This is a genomic window from Pseudonocardia sp. ICBG1142 (assembly GCF_020496255.1).
In the GTDB taxonomy this organism is placed as follows: Bacteria; Actinomycetota; Actinomycetes; order Mycobacteriales; family Pseudonocardiaceae; genus Pseudonocardia.
Genome location: NZ_JAHLJC010000031.1, coordinates 850685 through 870681 on the forward strand (window position 1 = coordinate 850685; position 19997 = coordinate 870681).

Below are 19997 nucleotides of genomic sequence, written 5' to 3' on the forward strand. Positions count from 1 at the left end.
GTGCTCGGGCGGGCGTGGGCTCACTCCCGCCCCATGTCGCGGTGCTCGACGTTGACCTGGATGCCCTCGCGGTCGGCGAGCCGGCGCCCGATCTCCTCCGAGATCGCGACCGAGCGGTGCTTGCCGCCGGTGCAGCCGACGGCCACGGTCAGGTAGCGCTTGCCCTCGCGCCGGTAGCCGGCCCCGACCAGATCGAGCAGCTCCAGGTAGCGGTCGACGAACTCCTCCGCGCCCTCCTGGGACAGCACGTAGTCGCTGACCTCCTGGTCGCGGCCGGTGAACGGGCGCAGCTCGGGGATCCAGTGCGGGTTGGGCAGGAACCGCACGTCGACGACGAGGTCGGAGTCCAGCGGCAGGCCGTACTTGTAGCCGAACGACAGCACCGTCACCCGGGTCGCGGCGGGCGCGCTCTCCTGGGCGAACGAGCCCTCGATCCGGGTGCGCAGGTCGTGCACCGACAGGTTCGAGGTGTCGACGACGAGGTCGGCGTCCTCGCGGAGCGGGCGCAGCACCTCGCGCTCGGCGTTGAGCCCGTCGGTGATGCGCCCGGCGCCCTGCAGGGGATGCGAGCGGCGGTTCTGCTCGAAGCGGCGCACCAGCACTGCGTCGGAGGCCTCCAGGAACAGCAGCTTCGGCCGGTAGCCGCGGCCGTCGAGGTCCTTGATCACGGCGCCGAGGTCGTCGGTGAACGCACGCGAGCGCACGTCCATCACCACCGCGATCCGGGCCACCTCGCCCCGGGCCCGCGACCCGAGCTCGACCATCGTGGCGATCAGCTCCGGCGGCAGGTTGTCCACCACGAACCAGCCCAGGTCCTCCAGGACCTTCGCCGCGGTGCTGCGCCCGGCCCCCGACAGGCCGCTGACCACCGCGACCTCGATCCCCGGGCCCGCGGGCGCCTCGCCGTTGTCCTCGGTCATGCCTTCTCCCCCTCGGTTCCGGCGTGCAGGGCCGCGACCACGGACTCGGCGGTCCGGCGACCGAAGCCGGGCACGCCGGCGATCTCGTCGACGTCGGCGGCGCGCAGCTTGCGCACCGACCCGAAGTGCTTGAGCAGCGCCTGTCTGCGGGCCGGGCCGAGCCCGGGGACCCCGTCGAGCGCGGACGCCGTCATGCCCTGCGAACGACGCTGGCGGTGATAGGTGATGGCGAACCGGTGCGCCTCGTCCCGGATGCGCTGCAGCAGGTAGAGCCCCTCGCTGGTCCGGGACAGGATCACCGGGTCGGTGTCGTCGGGCAGCCATACCTCTTCGAGGCGCTTGGCCAGCCCGCACACCGCGACGTCGGTGATGCCCAGCGCGGCGAGCTCCGCCGCGGCGGCGTCGACCTGCGGCTTCGCCCCGTCGACGACGAGCAGGTTCGGCGGGTAGGCGAACTTCTTGGGCCGCCCGGTCTCGGGGTCGATCCCGGTGCGGACGGTGTCGCCCGGCGCGACCTCGCCGGAGCCCTCGGTGGGGGCGGGCTCGTCGGCCGTCTCGGCCAGGTAGCGGCGGAACCGGCGCCGCACCACCTCGGCGATCGAGGCGACGTCGCCCTCCGCCGCGGCGTCGCGGATCTCGAAGCGGCGGTACTCGGACTTGCGGGGCAGCCCGTCCTCGAAGACCACCAGCGAGGCGACGACGTTCGTGCCCTGCACGTGGCTGATGTCGATGCACTCGATGCGCAGCGGGGCCTGGTCGAGCTCCAGGTTCTCCTGGATCTCCTGCAGGGCGGCCGAGCGGGCGGTGAGGTCCCCCGCACGGCGCAGCTTGTGCTGGGCGAACGCCTCCTTCGCGTTGCGTGCGACGGTCGCGGCGAGGTCCCGCTTGTCGCCGCGCTGCGGCACCCGGATCTGCACCCTGGACCCGCGCAGCCCGGTCAGCCAGCGCTCCAGCGCGGGCGTCTCGGCGGGCAGCACCGGGACCAGGATCTCCTTGGGCACCGGCTGGGCCGCGTCGTCGGCGGCGCCGGCGAGTGCGTGCTGCTCGCCGTAGAACTGGGAGACGAACCGCTCCACGAGCTGCTCGGTGTCGGTGGGCTCGACCTTGTCGACGACCCAGCCGCGCTGGCCGCGGACCCGACCGCCGCGGACGTGGAAGACCTGGACCGCGGCCTCCAGCTCGTCCTCGGCGAAGGCGACGACGTCGGCGTCGGTGCCGTCACCCAGCACGACGGCCTGCTTCTCCAGGGCGCGACGCAGGGCGCCGAGGTCGTCGCGCAGCCGGGCGGCGCGCTCGAACTCGAGGTTCTCCGAGGCCTCGGCCATGTCGCGTTCGAGCCGGCGCACCATCCGGTCGGTGCGCCCGGACAGGAACTCGGAGAAGTTCTCGACGATCTCCCGGTGCTCGTCCGCGGTGACCTTGCCCACGCACGGGGCGGAGCACTTGTCGATGTAGCCGAGCAGGCAGGGCCGCCCGATCTGGCCGTGCCGCTTGAACACCCCCGTCGAGCAGGTGCGCGCGGGGAAGACCCGCAGCAGCAGGTCGAGGGTCTCGCGGATGGCCCAGGCGTGGGCGTACGGGCCGAAGTAGCGCACGCCCTTGCGACGCGGGCCGCGGTAGACGTGCAGCCGCGGGTACTCCTCGTGCATCGTCACGGCGAGCACGGGATAGCTCTTGTCGTCGCGGTAGCGGACGTTGAACCGCGGGTCGTACTCCTTGATCCAGTTGTACTCGAGCTGGAGGGCCTCGACCTCGGTCCCGACGACCGTCCACTCCACCTTCGACGCGGTGGTGACCATCTGCCGGGTGCGTGGGTGCAGGCCGGACAGGTCGGCGAAGTAGGAGTTCAGCCGCTGCCGCAGGCTCTTGGCCTTGCCGACGTAGATCACCCGGCCGCGCGGGTCGGAGAAGCGGTACACCCCGGGCGACTCCGGGATCGTCCCGGTCGCCGGACGGTAGGTGCTGGGGTCGGCCATGGTGACTCCCAGGGTAGTTGCGGGCACCGACAGTCCCGGTCCGGCCCCGGTCTCGGCGGGGGCCCCGGACGAGGTGTAGGGACGCGTGTCGACCGGGGACCTCGCGCGGCGCCGCCGGAACTGTCGGTAGGGTCCGGTACACCTCGCCCTCGAACACGAGTTCGACCCTACCGAGCCCGAGGAGACCGCCGTGGCCACCGCGCAGGAGACCGGCCCCCGCACCGACACCGGCACCGACACCGGCACCGAGATCGGCACCGCGCCGGGAGAGCAGGTGCCCGGGGCCCGGCTGGACCGGATCCGGAAGCTGCTGGCGAAGGCGGAGCGGGCCGGCACGCCGGACGAGGCCGAGATCTACACCGACAAGGCGTTCGCGCTCATGGCGCGGCACGGGATCGACGAGGCGCTGCTGGCCGCGGCACCCGGTGCCGGGGCGCGGGCCGATCCGATCGGCCGGAGCCGGATCACCGTCGACAACCCCTACAGCGGGGCGAAGGCCCGGCTGCTGGGGTGGACGGCGTCGGCGCTGCGGTGCCGCTGGGTGATGCACGACCAGCGGGGCGGCTCGGTCGCCGCGGTCACCGTGTTCGGGTTCGCCTCGGACCGGGAGCGGGTGGAGCTGCTCTACACGTCGCTGCTGCTGCAGGCCACGGCCGCGCTGGCCGCGGTCCGCCCGCCGGACCCCGGCGAGTCGGTGGCGGCCTACCGGCGGTCCTGGATCTACGGCTTCGCGGGCCGGGTGTACGAGCGGCTGTGCGCGGCCGAGCGCTCGGCACTGGGCGAGACCGAGGCGGAGACCGGGCGGGCGGCGGCGTCGACCGAGCTGGTGCTGGCCGACCGGGGCGCCGAGGTGGACCGCGCCTACGACGCCGAGTTCGGCAGGCTGCGTCGCGCCCGCCGCCCGCAGGTGTCGGGCAGCGGGTTCCGGCACGGGGCCGCCGCGGCCGACCGGGCCGACCTGGGCGGCCCGGTCCTGGACCGCCGGGCCGGGGCGCCGGCCATCGGCGCCTGAGCCGTCACTCGCCCAGGACGGCGGCGCGGTGCAGGGTGCGCAGCGTGCGGACGTGGCGCACGGCCAGACCACGGTCGACGGCCTGCACGGCGAGCACCGACTGGTACTCGTCGTCGGGCAGCTCCAGGCGGGCCGAGGCGGCGCCGTCGGGGAACGAGACGCCGTGCACGTCGGCCCAGTCGTACCACCGGGCGGTGATGACGTTGCGGACCTCGATGCCGTGGGAGTCGGCGCGCACCCGGGGGCGGGCCATGAGCAGCAGCCCGCCGGCGACGAACGCCCCGATGACCGTCATCGCGACCTGGTCGGCCGGCTGGAAGATCACCCCGGTGTCCTCGGCGGGCATGTAGTAGGCCGCGATGACGAAGAACACCATCACACCGAGGGCGCTGAGCCAGGCCGTCCAGCGGATGACCCGCGGGCGCAGGGTCACCGCGTCCGGGCCGGGTCCGGTCCGGGGCCGGGCGTCGGGCGCTGCGGTGCCGGCGGTGGTGGCGTCGGGGGTGGTGGAGTCGGTCGGCTGCTCGGTCACTGGGGTCTCCCTGTGCTGACCCGGGTCGGGGTCACGGGCTGGTCGGCGCGCAGGTCGCGCAGCGCCAGCGCCGATTCGAGTGCGGCGGTGCAGGCCTCGGCGCCCTTGTCCTCGGCCGCGCCCGGCGCGCCGGAGCGGTCGACCGCCTGGTCCACCGTGTCGGTGGTGAGCACGCCGTTGCCGACCGGGGTCGACTCGTCGAGGGCGACGCGGGTGAGGCCCGCGGTGACGGCGTCGCAGACGTACTCGAAGTGCGGGGTGCCGCCGCGGACGACGACACCGAGCGCGACGACGGCGTCGTGGCCGCGGGCGAGTTCCTGGGCGATCACCGGGAGCTCGATGGTGCCGGGCACCCGGACCACGGTCGGTTCGACGCCGGCCTCGCGGGCCGTGGCGACGGCCCGGTCCAGCAGCCGGTCCACGATCTCGGCGTGCCAGCGGGCCGCCACCACCCCGACCCGCAGTCCGCTCGCGTCCAGCTGCGTGGCCCCGGAGGGCCGGCCCTCACCGCTCATGGGCCGATTCTCGCCTCCGGGTCCGTGGGCCGCAGCAGGGGGTCCGCCGACCGCGCCCACCCGCGTTGCGCGGCGCCGGTCAGAGCGCCGGGTCGGCGACCTCACCGAGGTCGGGCAGGTCGTGGCCCATCCGGTCCCGCTTGGTCCGCAGGTACCGCAGGTTCTGCGGGGTGGCGCGCACCGGCATCGGCTCGCGGCCGACGACGCGCAGGCCGTAGCCCTCCAGCCCGGCGCGCTTGTCCGGGTTGTTGGTGAGCAGCCGCATCGACTTCACGCCGAGGTCGGCGAGGATCTGGGCGCCGATGCCGTAGTCGCGGGCGTCGGCGGGCAGCCCCATCGCGAGGTTGGCGTCGACGGTGTCGGCGCCGGCCTCCTGGAGCTGGTAGGCCTGCAGCTTGTGCAGCAGGCCGATCCCCCGGCCCTCGTGCCCGCGCATGTAGAGCACGACACCGCGGCCCTCCTTGGCGACGGACTCCAGGGCCGCGTCGAGCTGGGGGCCGCAGTCGCAGCGCAGCGAGCCGAGGACGTCACCGGTGAGGCACTCGGAGTGCACCCGGACGAGCACGTCCTCGCCGTCGTCGGCGGGGGTGGCGACGTCGCCCATCACCATGGCGATGTGCTCGGTGCCGTCGAGGGTGCAGTCGTAGCCGTAGGCGAGGAAGTCACCGTGGCCGGTGGGGATCCGCGCGGTCGCGACCCGTTCGACGTGCTTCTCGTAGCGGCGCCGGTAGGCGATGAGGTCGGCGATGGTGATCAGGGTGAGGTCGTGGTCGGCGGCGAAGACGCCGAGTTCCTCGCCACGGGCCATCTCGCCGGTGTTCTTCTCCGAGACGATCTCGCAGAGCGCCCCCGCGGCGGGCAGGCCCGCCATCCGGGCCAGGTCGACCGCGGCCTCGGTGTGCCCGGGGCGGCGCAGCACGCCGCCCTCGCGGGCCTGCAGCGGCACCACGTGCCCGGGCCGGACCAGGTCGTGCCGGTCGGACTCCGGGTCGGCCAGCGTGCGGATCGTGTGCGCGCGGTCCTGGGCGGAGATGCCGGTGGTGATGCCCTCCTTCGCGTCCACGGTGACCGTGTACGCGGTGCGGAAGGAGTCCCGGTTGGTGTGGTGCATCGGCGGCAGGTCCAGCCGGTCGCAGGCCTCACCGGTGATGGCCACGCAGACGTAGCCGGAGGTGTAGCGGACGGTGAACGCCAGCAGCTCCGCGGTCGCCTTCGACGCCGCGAAGATGAGGTCGCCCTCGTTCTCGCGGTCCTCGTCGTCCATCACGACGACCGGCTTGCCCTCGGCGATGTCGGCGATGGCCTTCTCGATCAGGGCGAAGCGCTCGGCCCGTTCCGAGGGCGACATCGCGGTGTGCGGGGCGTCCGGCAGCTTGCCAGCCCCCTGGTCTGCCGGGTTGACCGGCGACTCCGACGGCTCGCTCACCGGGCGGCCCCTTCCTGTCCGGACCCGGGCCCCTGCAGGTACCCCGCGGTCATGCGTTCCACGTACTTGGCGATCACGTCGACCTCCAGGTTGACCGGGTCGCCCGGGGCGCGCGACCCCAGGGTGGTCTCGGCCAGGGTCGTCGGGATCAGCGCCACCCCGAACCCGTCCGGGTACACCGAGGCGACGGTCAGCGAGACCCCGTCGACGGCGACGGAGCCCTTCTCGACGACGTAGCGGGCGAGCTCGGCGGGCAGTGAGAAGCGGACCTCGTCGCTGCGCTCGCCGGGGGTGCGGGAGACCACGGTGCCGACGCCGTCGACGTGGCCCTGCACGATGTGGCCGTCGAGCCGGCCGCCGGCGGGCACCGCGCGCTCCAGGTTGACCCCGGAACCGGGGCCGACGGCGCCGAGCGAGGTGCGCTTGAGCGTCTCGGGCACCAGCTCGAGGGTCAGCGTGGCCGCGCCCGGCCCGGTGACGACGGCGGTGAGGCAACAGCCGTTCACCGCGACCGACTCCCCGTGCCCGACCTCGGCGGCCAGGGCCGCGCGCACGGTCAGCACGACGACGTCGTCGTCGGTGCGGACGTCGACGACCTCGCCGACCTCCTCCACGATCCCGGTGAACATCGCCCGTCCCTCCTACTGCGGCACGTCCGGCCCGGTCGGGCCGGGTGCCGGTCGTGCGTCGATGACCACGTCGTCGCCGGCGCGGTGGATCTCGTCCACGTGCAACCGCACGATGTCGGCGATCGTTACCACGCCCGCGTCGCCGAGGGCGTGCGGTCCCGCGCCGAGCAGGGCCGGGGCCAGGTGCAGGAGCACCCGGTCGACGAGTCCTGCGGCGACGAAGGCACCGGCGAGGGTCGGTCCGCCCTCGAGGAGCACGTCCACCACGGTCCGGTGGTCGAGCTCGATGAGCACCTCCCCCGGATCGCGGGTGCGGAGGTGGAGCACGTCGGCGGTACCGTCCTCGTCGGTCCGGGCCAGCCGGGCGCCGGGCGGGACGTCGCGGTGTCCCACCACCACCCGCAGGGGCTGGTGGTCGAACAGGGTGCCGTCGGGCCGGCGGGCGGTCAGCGCCGGGTCGTCGGTCAGGACGGTACCCGTCCCCGCGACGATCGCGTCCATCCTGCGTCTCAGGTCATGGACCGTGGCCCGGGCGGCCGGCCCGGTGATCCAGCGGCTGGTGCCGTCGGCGGCGGCGACCCGGCCGTCGAGGGTGGTGGCGACCTTCCAGGTCACGTGGGGGCGACCGGTGCGCTGGCGGTGCAGCCAGCCGCGCAGCGGACCCCGGGCCACCTCGTCGGCGAGGGTGCCGAGTGTCACAGCGACGCCGGCGGCACGGAGCCGGTCGAGTCCGCCCGCGGCGACCGGGTTGGGGTCGGCGACGGCGGCGTGCACACGGGCGACGCCGGCCTCGAGGAGGCCGTCCACGCACGGCGGGGTGCGACCGGTGTGGTTGCACGGCTCCAGGGTCACCACGGCGGTCCCGCCCGCGGCGCGGTCCCCCGCCTCCGCGAGCGCGACCCGTTCGGCGTGCGGTCCGCCGGGCGGTGCGGTGGCGCCGGTGCCGACGACGACGCCGTCGCGGTCGAGGACCACGCAGCCGACCGCCGGGTTGGGGCTGGTGCTGCCGTGGACCTCGACGGACGCGGCGAGGGCGCGGCGCATGGCCGCGGCCGTGCGCTCGTCGGTGCCGGTCGGGCGGTCCACTGCGGTGTGCTCGGTCGCTCGGTCGTCCGCGGCGGGCTCAGTCGGCCCAGCGGTGCGGGGTCGCCCGGCGGACGCTGTCGCGCAGCGCGGCGACGGCGCGGCCCGGGTCCTCGGCGCCGTAGACGGCGGACCCGGCGACGAAGCAGTCGACACCGGCCTCGGCGGCCGCGTCGATGGTGTCGGCGTTGATGCCGCCGTCGATCTCGACGAGCACCGTGAGGTGGCCGGTGTCGACCAGGTTGCGGACGGTGCGGACCTTGTCGAGCACCTCGGGCATGAAGCTCTGTCCGCCGAAGCCGGGCTCGACGCTCATCACGAGCAGCGTGTCGTAGTGGCGGAGCACCTCGACCCACGGGTCGAGCGGGGTGCCGGGCTTGAGCGACAGACCGGCGAGGGACCCGGCGGCACGCAGGTTCTTCGCGAGCATGACCGGGTCGTGGGCGGCCTCGGCGTGCACGGTGACGTTGCGGGCCCCCGCCTCGGCGTAGCCCGGGGCCCAGCGGTCCGGGTCCTCGATCATCAGGTGGCAGTCGAGCGGGATGTCGGTGGCGGCGCGCAGGCTCTGCACGACCGGCAGACCGAGTGTCAGGTTCGGCACGAAGTGCGCGTCCATGACGTCGACGTGCAGCCAGTCCGCGCCGTCGCCGGTCCCGTCGCCGCGCACGGCGGCGGCCTCCTCGCCGAGTCGGGCGAAGTCGGCCGAGAGGATGCTGGGCGCGATCATCGGGTGCACGCGGAGCAGGCTACTGGCCGTGTCCCGGCGGCCTCGCACCCGTGGGCGAGGCCGCCGTCACACCGCGCTCAGTCGGCGAGCGGGCGCCGCAGCAGCGCCAGGAACATCGCGTCGGTGCCGTGCACGTGCGGCCAGAGCTGCACGGTCGGGCCGTCGCCGAGGCCGGGCATCCCACCGGGCAGGCAGGCGCGCGCGTCGAGCTGTTCGACGACACCGGCCGGGCCGGGCCGTCCCTCGCGGCCGACGATCCGGCCGACGATCCGGCCGACGACGCCCAGGGTCTCCGACACGTGCGGCGAGCAGGTGACGTAGGCGACGACGCCACCGGGGCGGACGTGGCGCAACGCGGCGGTGAGCAGCTCGCGCTGCAGCCGGGTCAGCGTCGCGATGTCCTCGGGGCGGCGCCGCCAGCGGGCCTCGGGGCGGCGGCGCAGCGCGCCCAGCCCGGTGCAGGGCGCGTCGACGAGCACCCGGTCGTAGCCGCCGTCGGGCAGCGGGGCCTCCCGGCCGTCGGCGACGTGCACGGTGACCGGCAGCTCCGCCACGGACCGGCGGACGAGGTCGGCGCGGTGCTCGCTGGACTCGACCGCGTCCAGCGTCCCGCCCCGGGCGGCGACGAGCCCGCCCAGCAGCGACGCCTTGCCGCCCGGTCCGGCGCACAGGTCGAGCCAGCGCCCGGTGTCCTCGCCGAGCAGCTCGGCGCGGGCGAGCGCCGCCGCGACGAGCTGGCTGCCCTCGTCCTGGACGATCGCGAGCCCCTCGGCGACGGCGTCGAGCTCGCCGACGTCCCCGCTGCCCGGCTCCAGGTGCACCCCGTAGGGCGAGTACGGCGCCTGCTCACCGCCGGTGGCCAGGGCCAGCTCCTCGGCGGTGATCTCGCCGGGGCGGGCGAGCAGGTGCACCCGGGGCCGGGTGTCGTCGGCGGCGAGGGCGGCGGTCAGCTCCTCGCCGGTGCTGCCGAGCGCGTCGGCGAAGGCCTGTGCGATCCAGCGCGGGTGGGCGTGGCGCAGCGCGGCGTCGCCGACCGGGTCCTCGGCGGGGTCGGGCGCGAGGCGGTCGAGCCACTCGGCCTCGGTGTGCTCGCCGATGCGGCGCAGCACCGCGTTGACGAACCCGGCCGACTGCGACCCGTGGTCGGAGCGGACCAGCTCGACGCAGGTGGTGACGGCCGCGTGGTCGGGCACCCGGGTGCGCAGCAGCTGGTAGGCGCCCAGGCGCAGCGCGTCGAGCAGCGCGTGCTCGATCTTGGCCAGCGGGCGGTCGGTGCAGGTGTCGATGATCGTGTCGAGCAGGCCCTGGGCGCGCAGGGTGCCGTAGCCGAGCTCGGTGGCGAGCGCGGCGTCGCGGTCGCGCAGCCGGTGGCGACGCAGGATGCCGGGCAGGGCGAGGTTGGCGTAGGCGTCGCGCTCGCGGACGGCGGTCAACAGCTCGTAGGCCGCCTGCCGGGCCGGGTCGACGGCCGGGGGCCTGGCGGGGCCGCCGCGGCCGCGGGACGGGCCGGAGTTGCGGGGGCCGGACGTGCGTTCGCGGCGGGGGCCGCGGTCGCCACCCCGGTCGTCGCGGCGCGGGGCGCCCCGGTCGTCCCGGGGGCTGCGGCGGTCGTCGCCGCGGTGCCGGTCGGGGCGGGGGCGTTCGCTCTGCGGCCGGTCGCCCTGCGGCCGGTCGCCACGCGGCCGGTCGCCACGCGGCCGGTCGCCACGCGGCCGGTCGCCACGGTCGTACCGCGGGCGGTCGCCGCCGGGGCGGCCACCCCGGGGGCGGTCGTCACGCGGGTGGCTGTCACGCGGGCGGTCGTCACGGCGGTCGGAACGGTCGCCGCGGGGGCGGTCCGCATCCCGCGGGCGGTCGTCGCGACCCCGGAACGGCCGGTCGACGCGGGGTCGGTCGTCGCGCTGGCGGTCACCGCGCTGGCGGTCACCGCCGTCGCGCGGGCGCGCCGCCGCCTCCCGGCCGGAGCGGGACCGATCGGGCCGGTCGGAGTCGCGCCCACCACGATGCTCCCCGGATCCACCGGAACCGGGCCCGCCGCGCCGGTCGCCGGACCCCGATCCGGAGCCCGGACCGCCGCCCCGGCCGGACCCGGCGCGCGGGCCGCGGTCGCCGCGCGGCCGGTCTCCGCCGGTGCGGTCACCGCCCGTTCGGTCACCGCCACGGTGCCGGTCGTCGCCGGAGCGCCGCTCGGGGCGGTCCGGCCGGTCGCGGTCGGGTCGGGGGTCCTGCTCGCTCACGTGGTCTCCTCGGCGGTGGTCCGCCGTGGCCGGGGTCCGGCCGTCGTCCGGGATGTCGGGAAGTCGGTGGGTGTCGGGAGGTCGGTGCGCCGGACCGGGCTGGGCGTCGGCGGTCAGCTGAGGTACTCGACGCCGTCGATCCGGGCGCCGCGGGCCCAGTCCGGCGCGGGCATGGACCGCTTGCCCTTCGGCTTCACCTCGCCCAGCTCGACCGGGACGGTCGCGGTCCCGGCCAGCACCCGGCGGCGTTCGACCCGCAGCTCCCCGGGCGCGAGCTCGACCTCACCGGTGCGCAGCGGGCGGACCGGGCCGAGTCCGAGGCGGTCCCCGCGGAACCCGCACCACGCGCCGGGCTCGGGGGTGACCGAGCGGATCAGCCGGTCCAGCGCCGCGGCCGGGGTGGTGAAGTCGGCGCGGGCGTCGGCGGTCGTGACCTTCGGCGCGAGCGAGACACCCTCGGTGGGCTGAGGGACGGCGGTCAGCGAGCCGTCGGCGATGCCGTCCAGGGTCGCGGCGAGCAGCCGGGCGCCGGACTCGGCGAGCCGGCCCAGCAGATCCCCCGCAGTGTCGGTGGCACCGACGGTCTCGGTGACCAGGCCGTAGGTGGGCCCGGTGTCCATGCCCTCCTCGAGCCGGAACGTGGTGGCGCCGGTGACGTCGTCGCCGTGCCGGATCGCGGCCTGCAGCGGGGCCGCGCCGCGCCAGGCGGGCAGCAGCGAGAAGTGCAGGTTGACCCAGCCGTGGACGGGGATGTCGAGCACCGGGCGGGGCAGCAGCGCGCCGTAGGCGACGACCGGTGCGCAGTCCGGGGCGAGCGCGCGCAGCGTGTCGAGGAACTCCGGGTCCGAGGGCTTCGCGGGCGTCAGCACCGGGATCCCGGCGGCGTCGGCGAGCTCGCCGACCGGGGAGCGGGTGAGCCTGCGGCCGCGCCCGGCGGGGGCGTCGGGGCGGGTCAGCACCGCGACGACCTCGTGGCCGGGGTGCTCGAGCAGCGTCCGCAGCGACGGCACCGCCGGGTCGGGGGTGCCGGCGAACAGCAGCCTCATCGAGCCTTGCCGAACATGGGGTGCGGGCTCGCCTTGACGACCGGCTCGGGCTCGCCGAACCAGGCGGCCTCGCGGATCTCGCGCATCGCCAGCTTGCGGGTCTCGGCGTCGAGCCGGTCGACGAACAGCACGCCGTCGAGGTGGTCGGTCTCGTGCTGGATCGCCCGCGCCAGCAGCTCGGAACCCTCGATCACCTGGGGCTCGCCGTGCATGTCCCAGCCCCGTGCGACGACGTGCAGCTTGCGCCGGCAGTCCCAGCCGAGCCCGGGGATGGACAGGCAGCCCTCCATGCCGAACTGCTCCTCGTCGCCGACGGCCTCCCAGGTCGGGTTGACCAGGTGCCCGGAGAAGCCGTCGCAGTCGTAGACGAACACCCGCTTGCCGACGCCGATCTGCGGCGCGGCCAGGCCGGCGCCGCCCTCGTCGTGCATGGTGTCGGTCAGGTCGCTGACGAGCTTGCGCAGCTCCGCGTCGAAGTCGGTGACCTCGGTGGCGCGGGTGCGCAGGACCGGGTCGCCGAACAGCCGGACGGGCTGGATGGGCACGGGCTCTCCCTCGGGCGGACGAGTGCGGTGATCAGCGCTCCATTGTGCCACTGCGGCACCGCCGGTCCCGTCCGGTGTCGCGGCGGTGACCCGGTGCGCGCGGCTCAGTCGATCTCGTCGGGGTCGAGCCGGACCCGCACGGTCTCGGGGGCCTTGCGGGCGGTCCGCAGGGCCTGCGCGTCGTGCAGGGCCCGGGCCAGGTCGCGGCCGGCGCTCCGGGGGACCCGCAGCAGCGCGCGCTCCCGGACCTCGTCGGCGGCGCCTCGGCCGGCCCCGGGGCGGTCGGGCGGGTCGATCTCGACCGGTCCGAGCAGCTCCACCCCCTCGGGCGGGGAGGGGTCGACGCGCCCGGTGCCGAGCACCGCGTCGCAGATCTCGGCGACGGCGGCGGGCGGCCCCTCCACCGCCGCCATCCGGACTGCCGGCGGGAACCCCACCTCGGCGCGTTCGGCGAGCTCGGCCTCGGCATGCCCGGCCGGGTCCCAGCGCACCAGTGCCTGCACGGTCGGCAACGACGCCTCGGCGACGACCACCACCCGTCCGCCGTCGGTGTGCGGGACGACCCCGGCGGCCGCGGCGAACCAGCGGCGCAGCGTTTCCTCGGCGACGCGCAGATCCGGCCGGGCGAGCATCGCCCAGCCGTCGAGCAGCAACGCTGCGCCGTACCCCGCCCCGCCGCCGCCCTCGACGACGGGCTCCGCACCCGGGGTGGCGACGACCAGTGAGGGCCCGGCCGGGACGGTGTCGAGGACCTCGGCGCCGCCGCCGGAGGTGCGCACGGTGACGCCGGGGAACGCGCGGCCCAGCTCCTCCGCGGTGCGCCCGGCACCGACGACCCCGGCCCGCAGCCGCCGCGACCCGCAGTGCCCGCAGCGGAACGCCGGCTCCGCGCGGCCGCACCAGCGGCAGGCGGGCAGGGCGCCCTCGGAGCCGGCGCCGGAGCGGGGCAGGCCGAGCGGGCCCGCGCAGTGCCGGCAGCGGGCGGCGTCGCGGCAGGACGCGCACGCCAGGAACGGCAGGTAGCCCGACCGCGGCACCTGCACCAGCACCGGGCGGCCGGCGCCCAACGCGGCGCGGGCGGCCTCGAACGCGACGCCGGGGACCCGGGCGGCGCGGGCGGCCGGGTCGCGCACGAGCTGGGTGTCGGTCTCGCCGATCGCGGTGACCCGCGGCATCCGGGCCCGCACGGTGGCGCGGTCGGCCGCGACCGGACTCGCCCAGCGGGTCTCGACGAGCACCTGCGCCTCGGCGGTGCGGGCGAACCCGGCGAGCAGCAGCGCGGCGCCCTCGCGGTGCGCACGCAGCACCAGCACGTCGCGGACCTGCGGGTAGGGGGCGCGGGGCTCGGAGTGGGAGTCGTCGCCGTCGTCCCACACGGCCAGCAGGCCCAGCTCTCCGAGCGGGGCGAACGCCGCGGACCGGGTGCCGACGACGACCCGCACACTCCCCCGCCGCACCGCCAGCCAGCGCCGGTAGCGCTCGGCCGGCCCGAGCTCCGCGGTCAGGGCCACCACCCCGTCCTCGCCGAGCAGCGCGGCGCACGCCGCGTGCAGCCGGGCCACGTCGCGCTGGTCGGGCACGACGAGCAGCGCCGAACGCCCGGCCGACCGGGTGGCGACGGCGGCCTCGGCCAGCCGGGCCGCCCACTCCTCCCCCGGCAGTGCCTGCCAGACGGCGTGCGCGGCGCGTCCGCCCGCCAGCGCGTCGAGGAAGGCGCCGCCGCGCGGGTAGGCCTCCCAGCCCGCACGGTCCACCGGGGCGGGGTCGGTCGTGTCGCGCTCGCGCGGGGTCTCGGACTCGACGCGGGCGTGCCGGGCGGGCACCGCGAGGCGCAGGACGTCGGCCATCACCCCGGCGTAGCGGTCGGCGACGGCGCGGGCCAGGCCCGCCACCTCGGCGGTGAGCACCGGTTCGGGCGAGACGACCTTGTCGACCCAGGCGAGCCGCCCGGCGTGGGCCGTGTCGTCGGAGCGTTCCAGCAGGAAGCCGTCGACCATCCGGCCGGCGAACCGCACCCGCACCCGCACGCCGGGGACGGCGGCGTCGTCGAGATGGGTCGGGACGCGGTAGTCGAAGGTCCGGTCCAGGTGCGGGAGCGCGACGTCGACCAGCACCCGCGCGACCGGACGGACCGCGGCGGGCTGCCACTCCCCCCGGTTGCGCCCGGGGCGGCGGGCGCGGGTCGCCGGGGCCGGACGCGGAGAGCTCACGCCGAGGGTCTACCACGAGGCACAGACGCCCCCGGAGACGCCCGTGGCCGCCGACCGCGCGGTGCGGTCGACGGCCACGGGGCACGTGCAGGGCGGTCAGGCGCCGGCGACCGACTTCAGGGCGTCGGCGCGGGAGGTGTCCTCCCACGGCAGCTCGACGTCGGTACGGCCGAAGTGGCCGTAGGCGGCGGTCGGGCCGTAGATCGGGCGCAGCAGCTTCAGGTCGCGGATGATCGCGGCCGGGCGCAGGTCGAAGACCTCCTCGATGGCGGCCTGGATCCGCGCCGGGTCGACGTTCTCCGTGCCGAAGGTCTCCACGAACAGCCCGACCGGGGCGGCCTTGCCGATCGCGTAGGCGACCTGGACCTCGATCCGCCCGGCGAGCCCGGCGGCGACGGCGTTCTTGGCGACCCACCGCATGGCGTACGCGGCGGAGCGGTCGACCTTCGACGGGTCCTTGCCGGAGAAGGCGCCGCCGCCGTGGCGGGCCATGCCGCCGTAGGTGTCGACGATGATCTTGCGGCCGGTGAGGCCCGCGTCACCCATCGGGCCACCGAGCACGAACCGGCCGGTCGGGTTGACCAGCAGCCGCGGCTCCGACGGGTCCCAGCCGAGCGCCTCCACCTCGGGGGTGACGACGTGCTTGAGGATGTCGGGGGCCAGCATGCCGTCGAGGTCGACGTCCGCGGCGTGCTGCGACGACAGGACCACGGTGTCGAGCCGGACCGGCTTGTCGCCGTCGTACTCGATCGTGACCTGGGTCTTCCCGTCCGGGCGCAGGTAGGGCAGCGTCCCGTTCTTGCGGACCTCGGTCAGCCGGCGCGACAGGCGGTGGGCCAGCGCGATCGGCAGCGGCATGAGCTCGGGGGTGTCCTCGCAGGCGTAGCCGAACATCAGGCCCTGGTCGCCGGCACCCTGCTTGGCGATCTCGTCCTCGGCGGACTCGACGCGCTTCTCGTAGGCGGTGTCGACGCCCTGCGTGATGTCGGGCGACTGCGCGCCGATCGCGACGTTGACGCCGCAGGAGGCACCGTCGAAGCCCTTGGCGGAGGAGTCGTAGCCGATCTCGAGGATCTTGTCCCGGACCAGCTGCGGGATCTCGACGTAGGCGCCCGTGGTGACCTCGCCGGCGACGTGGACCTGGCCGGTGGTCACCAGGGTCTCGACGGCCACCCGGCTGCTCGGGTCCTGCGCGAGCATCGCGTCGAGGATGGTGTCGCTGACCGCGTCACAGATCTTGTCGGGGTGGCCCTCGGTGACCGACTCACTGGTGAACAGGCGACGGCTCGTGGTTGACACGCGCAGTTTCTCCATCCCGTTGGAAATGTTCTCCGCACCGGCGCGACGGCCCCGTCGCGCTCGCTCGGACGCACGCCCATGATCGCGGGCGCCCCTCGCCATGCAGGGTAGTGCAGACCGGCCGCCCGTACGGGACCACCTGCGACGAACTCACACACGGAGCGTGACGCGCCGTCGTAATGACGCTACTCAGTGTCGCCGGATGGGGTGATTGACCCTGCGCGCACGAATCGAACGGGGGTCGGCTCGTTGGGCCGGACAACACCTCGCACGCCCCGCGGGGTCGCCCACGAACGGATCCGCACGGTGGCCTCCCCGGCCCCGGCGGCACGGAGGTTGTTCCACGATGAAGCCGAACTCGCGACGCGTCGCTGCCGTCCTCGGCGCCCTGGCCGGGGCCGGCGTCACTACCATCGGGATCGTTGCCGGCACCGCGTCGGCCGCCGGTACCGGCACTTGCACCCAGAGCGTCAACGTCCGCTCCGAGCCCGAGACCGACGCCCCGATCGTCGGTGTGTGCGAGCGCGGGGAGACCACCTCGACCGGGGACACCCAGGACGGGTTCGTCGAGCTCCCCGAGTACGGCGGCTGGGCGATGTCCCGGTACGTCTCGACCTCCGGCACCGAGCGCTCCGGGTCCTCGGAGGACTCGCTGACCCCGAGCAGCAGCGAGCGGTCGACCCCGTCGACCTCGTCGCCGTCGACCACGAGCCCGCGGTCGACCTCCTCGGCGACGCCGTCCACCTCCACGCCGCGGTCGACCTCGTCGGCCACGCCGTCGTCGGACGAGGGGTCGGGCGAGGGGTCCGACTCCTCCTCCGCCGAGGCGACACCGACCCGCAGCTCGTTCTTCGACGAGGACTGAGCCGGGGCCGTACGACGACGTGCCCGCACCGGAAGCTCTCCGGTGCGGGCACGTCGTCGTGTGCGGGGCTCAGCGCAGGCGCGGGGTGACCGCATCCCAGATGCGGGAGGCGAGCAGCGCCTTGGAGCCGAACGGCAGCTCCTCCTCGCCGCCGTCGCGGGCGAGCAGCCAGCCGGCGTTGTCCGCGGTCTCGAAGGCCTTGCCGTCGCCGACCGCGTTCACCACGAGCAGGTCGCAGCCCTTGCGGGCGAGCTTGGCGCGGCCGTGGTGGAGCACGTCGCCGTCGGCGTCGCCGGTCTCGGCGGCGAACCCGACCACCACCTGACCCGGCCGTGGCGGGTCGGCCACGAGCCCGGCGAGGATGTCGGGGTTCTGGGTCAGCCGCAGCGGCGCCGGCTCGGCGTCACCGCGCTTGATCTTGTCGACAGCCGTGTCGACCGGCCGGAAGTCCGCGACGGCGGCGGCCATGACCACCGCGTCGGCGTCGGCGGCGGCGCCGCGGACGGCGGCCTCCATCGCGACGGCGGTCCCCGCCGCGACGACGTCCACCCCGGCCGGGGCGCCGAGGTCCGCGGTGTGCCCGGCGACGAGCGTCACCCGCGCGCCGCGCTGGGCGGCGACCCGGGCCAGCGCCCAGCCCTGCCGGCCGGAGGAGCGGTTGCCGAGGAACCGGACCGGGTCGAGGTTCTCCCGGGTCCCACCGGCGCTGACCACCACGTGGCGGCCCTCCAGGTCACGCGGCAGCGCGTCCGGGCGCTCCAGCAGCAGCCGGGCCAGATCGACGATCTCGGCCGGGTCGGGCAGCCGGCCCTTGCCGGTGTCCGCGCCGGTCAGCCGGCCCGCTGCGGGTTCGATCACCACGGTGCCGCGGGCGCGCAGCAGCGCGACGTTGTCGACCGTCGCGGGGTGCTCCCACATCTCGGTGTGCATCGCGGGCGCCAGCACCACCGGGCAGCGGGCGGTCAGCAGCGCGGCGGTGAGCAGGTCGTCGGAGCGGCCGTGTGCCAGGCGGGCCATGAGGTCCGCGGTCGCCGGGGCGACGACGACGAGGTCCGCACCCTTGCCCAGGGCCACGTGCGGCACCTCGTGGACGTCGGAGAACACCCCGGTGGCCACCGGCCGCCCGGACAGAGCCTCGAACGTCGCGGCGCCGACGAACCGCAGCGCGGACTCGGTGGGGATCACCCGCACCGCGTGGCCGGACTCGGTCAGACGGCGCAGCACCTCGGCGCTCTTGTAGGCGGCGATGCCGCCGGAGACGCCGAGGAGCACCTCGGGAGGAGCCATCGAGAGGTCTTACTCGCCCTCGGTGTGCTCGAGCATCCCCGCCTGGATCTCGCGCATCGCGATCGACAGCGGCTTCTCGCGCGGGCCCGGCTCGACGAGCGGGCCGACGTACTCGAGCAGGCCCTCACCGAGCTGGGAGTAGTAGTCGTTGATCTGCCGGGCGCGCTTGGCCGCGTAGATGACCAGCGCGTACTTCGAGCTGACCTGGCCGAGCAGGTCGTCGATCGGCGGGTAGGTGATGCCCTCGGGGGCGGTGGAGGTGCCGGTGGGCGTGCTCACGTGGTGGACTCCTGAAGAACGAGGGGGACCTGGGGCACTCAGACGGCGCCGCGGTCGACCGCCAATGCTACCAACCGGCCGATCACGGCCTGCAGGTCGTCGTTGACGACCACCTCGTCGAACTCCCCCTGGGCGTCCATCTCCTCGATGGCGGTCCGCAGCCGGCGCTCGCGCTGCTCGGGGGTGTCGGTGCCGCGGTCGGTGAGCCGACGGGTCAGCTCCTCCATCGACGGCGGCGCGACGAAGACGGTGACGGCCTCGGGCACGACCCGTTTGACGGACCGGGCGCCCTGCAGGTCGACCTCGACCAGGACCGGACGGCCCTGGTCGAGGGCCTGCTGGACGGGTACCCGTGGCGTGCCGGAGCGCTGCAGCCCGCCGTGCACCTCGGCCCACTCGAGGAGCTCGCCGCGCTCGATGAGCGCGTCGAACTCCTCGCGGGACACGAAGTGGTAGTCACGGCCGTCCACCTCACCCGGCCGCGGGGGCCGGGTCGTGGCGGACACGCTGAACAGCAGCTCCGGCAGCGCCTCGCGCAGTCCCGCGACCACGCTGCTCTTGCCCACCCCGGACGGCCCGGCCAGCACGAGCAGCCGCCCGCGGGCGGGGCCGGTCCGGCCGGAGGACATGACGGAGGAGGTGTCGGTCACGGGACGCCCGGATCAGCTCGGGTAGCGCTCGAGCAGCGCCTTGCGCTGACGGTCGCCCAGGCCACGCAGGCGGCGGCTGGTCGCGATCTCCAGCTCCTCCATGATCTGCTGGGCACGGACCTTGCCGACGTTCGGCAGCGCCTCGAGCAGCGCCGAGACCTTCATCTTGCCGAGCACCTCGTCGGTCTCGGCCTTCTTCAGCACCTCCTCGAGGGTGGTGCCGCCGCGCTTGAGGCGGTCCTTCAGCTCGGCCCGGGCCCGGCGCGCGGCCGCAGCCTTCTCCAGCGCGGCGGCGCGCTGTTCCTCGGTCAGCTGGGGAAGGGCCACGGTTGGTTCCTCCGTACTTTCCTGTGTCGTTCTCGTCGTTCTCGCCGCCGTGATCCCGGCTCGCGCCGGGGTGTCGCGTCAGCGATCGGGCGGCGGGTCGCACCTACCCGTCCGGGGGACGTCCCGGCTGGTGCGATCGAACGTACCCACGACCTCCACGGAAGCGTCAATGGGGGTCCCACCTCCGGTTTCGGCCGTGCGGAGGTGATCAACGGCACGCCGGCGGTCCCGCCACACCACCGCCACCCGGCTCCGCCGGACGGCGGGTCGGCGCAGTGGGCGTGCCGGAGGCGCGCCTCACCGACACGGTCGGGCGCGCCCGATCGACGTCCCGGTGCGCCGGGGGGCTCCCGACCGGCACGACGGACCGCCGGACGCCCTCCCGGCGCGTCCGGCGTCGCCGACGGCCACGGTCGCCGTCGGTGAGCGGAC

Annotated in this window: 18 protein-coding genes and 1 pseudogene; 2 read left to right on the plus strand and 17 right to left on the minus strand. The window is 75.5% G+C overall.

Going from position 1 to position 19997, the window contains the following annotated elements:
- Positions 1-20: 20 nt before the first annotated feature.
- Together rapZ and uvrC are read right to left on the minus strand one after the other, a co-directional pair.
- On the minus strand, positions 21-920 hold the full coding sequence (gene rapZ, locus KPL59_RS28225) for an RNase adapter RapZ (RefSeq protein ID WP_226362575.1): 900 nt from the start codon (positions 918-920) through the stop codon (positions 21-23).
- On the minus strand, positions 917-2896 hold the full coding sequence (gene uvrC, locus KPL59_RS28230) for an excinuclease ABC subunit UvrC (RefSeq protein WP_226362576.1): 1980 nt from the start codon (positions 2894-2896) through the stop codon (positions 917-919). The genes rapZ and uvrC overlap by 4 nt, the downstream gene beginning before the upstream one ends.
- Before the next feature lie 190 nt (positions 2897-3086).
- Between uvrC and KPL59_RS28235 the strand changes: the two genes are divergently transcribed.
- Positions 3087-3908: a DUF2786 domain-containing protein gene (locus tag KPL59_RS28235; RefSeq protein ID WP_308187966.1), complete on the plus strand. Its 822-nt coding sequence runs from the start codon at positions 3087-3089 to the stop codon at positions 3906-3908.
- Positions 3909-3912: 4 nt separating this feature from the next.
- Here KPL59_RS28235 and KPL59_RS28240 read toward each other — a convergent pair whose 3' ends face one another.
- From KPL59_RS28240 to metK, 11 genes and pseudogenes are all read right to left on the minus strand, one after another.
- Positions 3913-4440, minus strand: coding sequence for a PH domain-containing protein (locus KPL59_RS28240; RefSeq protein ID WP_226362577.1), 528 nt, complete (start codon positions 4438-4440; stop codon positions 3913-3915).
- The gene (ribH, locus tag KPL59_RS28245) at positions 4437-4955 is read right to left on the minus strand and encodes a 6,7-dimethyl-8-ribityllumazine synthase (protein WP_226362578.1); all 519 of its coding nucleotides are present in this window, start codon (positions 4953-4955) and stop codon (positions 4437-4439) included. The genes KPL59_RS28240 and ribH overlap by 4 nt, the downstream gene beginning before the upstream one ends.
- A gap of 79 nt (positions 4956-5034) precedes the next feature.
- On the minus strand, positions 5035-6303 hold the full coding sequence (locus KPL59_RS28250) for a bifunctional 3,4-dihydroxy-2-butanone-4-phosphate synthase/GTP cyclohydrolase II (RefSeq protein WP_043277925.1): 1269 nt from the start codon (positions 6301-6303) through the stop codon (positions 5035-5037).
- A 74-nt stretch (positions 6304-6377) separates the two neighbouring features.
- Positions 6378-7010 carry a riboflavin synthase gene (locus KPL59_RS28255; protein ID WP_020623632.1) on the minus strand — a complete coding sequence of 211 codons (633 nt, stop codon included), beginning with the start codon at positions 7008-7010 and terminating at the stop codon, positions 6378-6380.
- Positions 7011-7022: 12 nt separating this feature from the next.
- Entirely contained in the window at positions 7023-8054 is a 1032-nt protein-coding gene (gene ribD, locus KPL59_RS28260; protein ID WP_226362850.1) for a bifunctional diaminohydroxyphosphoribosylaminopyrimidine deaminase/5-amino-6-(5-phosphoribosylamino)uracil reductase RibD, read from the minus strand.
- Between the two features lie 79 nt (positions 8055-8133).
- On the minus strand, positions 8134-8820 hold the full coding sequence (gene rpe / locus KPL59_RS28265; RefSeq protein ID WP_075311721.1) for a ribulose-phosphate 3-epimerase: 687 nt from the start codon (positions 8818-8820) through the stop codon (positions 8134-8136).
- A 77-nt stretch (positions 8821-8897) separates the two neighbouring features.
- Positions 8898-10361: pseudogene (locus tag KPL59_RS28270) on the minus strand (RsmB/NOP family class I SAM-dependent RNA methyltransferase); the annotation flags it as partial.
- An 809-nt stretch (positions 10362-11170) separates the two neighbouring features.
- The gene (gene fmt / locus KPL59_RS28275; protein ID WP_226362579.1) at positions 11171-12103 is read right to left on the minus strand and encodes a methionyl-tRNA formyltransferase; all 933 of its coding nucleotides are present in this window, start codon (positions 12101-12103) and stop codon (positions 11171-11173) included.
- Positions 12100-12648, minus strand: a complete 549-nt coding sequence (gene def, locus KPL59_RS28280; protein WP_020626878.1) for a peptide deformylase — start codon at positions 12646-12648, stop codon at positions 12100-12102. Before def ends, fmt begins: the two co-directional genes overlap by 4 nt.
- A gap of 104 nt (positions 12649-12752) precedes the next feature.
- Positions 12753-14858: a primosomal protein N' gene (locus KPL59_RS28285; RefSeq protein ID WP_226362580.1), complete on the minus strand. Its 2106-nt coding sequence runs from the start codon at positions 14856-14858 to the stop codon at positions 12753-12755.
- A 96-nt stretch (positions 14859-14954) separates the two neighbouring features.
- A complete protein-coding gene (gene metK / locus KPL59_RS28290; RefSeq protein WP_226362581.1) occupies positions 14955-16157 on the minus strand; it encodes a methionine adenosyltransferase in 1203 nt (400 codons plus the stop codon).
- Positions 16158-16503: 346 nt separating this feature from the next.
- Here metK and KPL59_RS28295 point away from each other — a divergent pair, with 346 nt between their 5' ends.
- On the plus strand, positions 16504-17022 hold the full coding sequence (locus tag KPL59_RS28295) for a hypothetical protein (RefSeq protein WP_226362582.1): 519 nt from the start codon (positions 16504-16506) through the stop codon (positions 17020-17022).
- 69 nt (positions 17023-17091) lie between these two features.
- Here KPL59_RS28295 and coaBC read toward each other — a convergent pair whose 3' ends face one another.
- From coaBC to mihF, 4 genes are read right to left on the minus strand one after another with little or no spacing between them, the layout of a single operon-like run.
- Positions 17092-18309: a bifunctional phosphopantothenoylcysteine decarboxylase/phosphopantothenate--cysteine ligase CoaBC gene (gene coaBC, locus KPL59_RS28300; RefSeq protein WP_075306094.1), complete on the minus strand. Its 1218-nt coding sequence runs from the start codon at positions 18307-18309 to the stop codon at positions 17092-17094.
- 9 nt (positions 18310-18318) lie between these two features.
- Positions 18319-18588 carry a DNA-directed RNA polymerase subunit omega gene (gene rpoZ, locus KPL59_RS28305; RefSeq protein WP_020627644.1) on the minus strand — a complete coding sequence of 90 codons (270 nt, stop codon included), beginning with the start codon at positions 18586-18588 and terminating at the stop codon, positions 18319-18321.
- A gap of 38 nt (positions 18589-18626) precedes the next feature.
- On the minus strand, positions 18627-19217 hold the full coding sequence (gene gmk, locus KPL59_RS28310) for a guanylate kinase (protein WP_226351594.1): 591 nt from the start codon (positions 19215-19217) through the stop codon (positions 18627-18629).
- Positions 19218-19250: 33 nt separating this feature from the next.
- A complete protein-coding gene (gene mihF, locus KPL59_RS28315) occupies positions 19251-19565 on the minus strand; it encodes an integration host factor, actinobacterial type (RefSeq protein WP_020627642.1) in 315 nt (104 codons plus the stop codon).
- Positions 19566-19997: the final 432 nt, after the last annotated feature.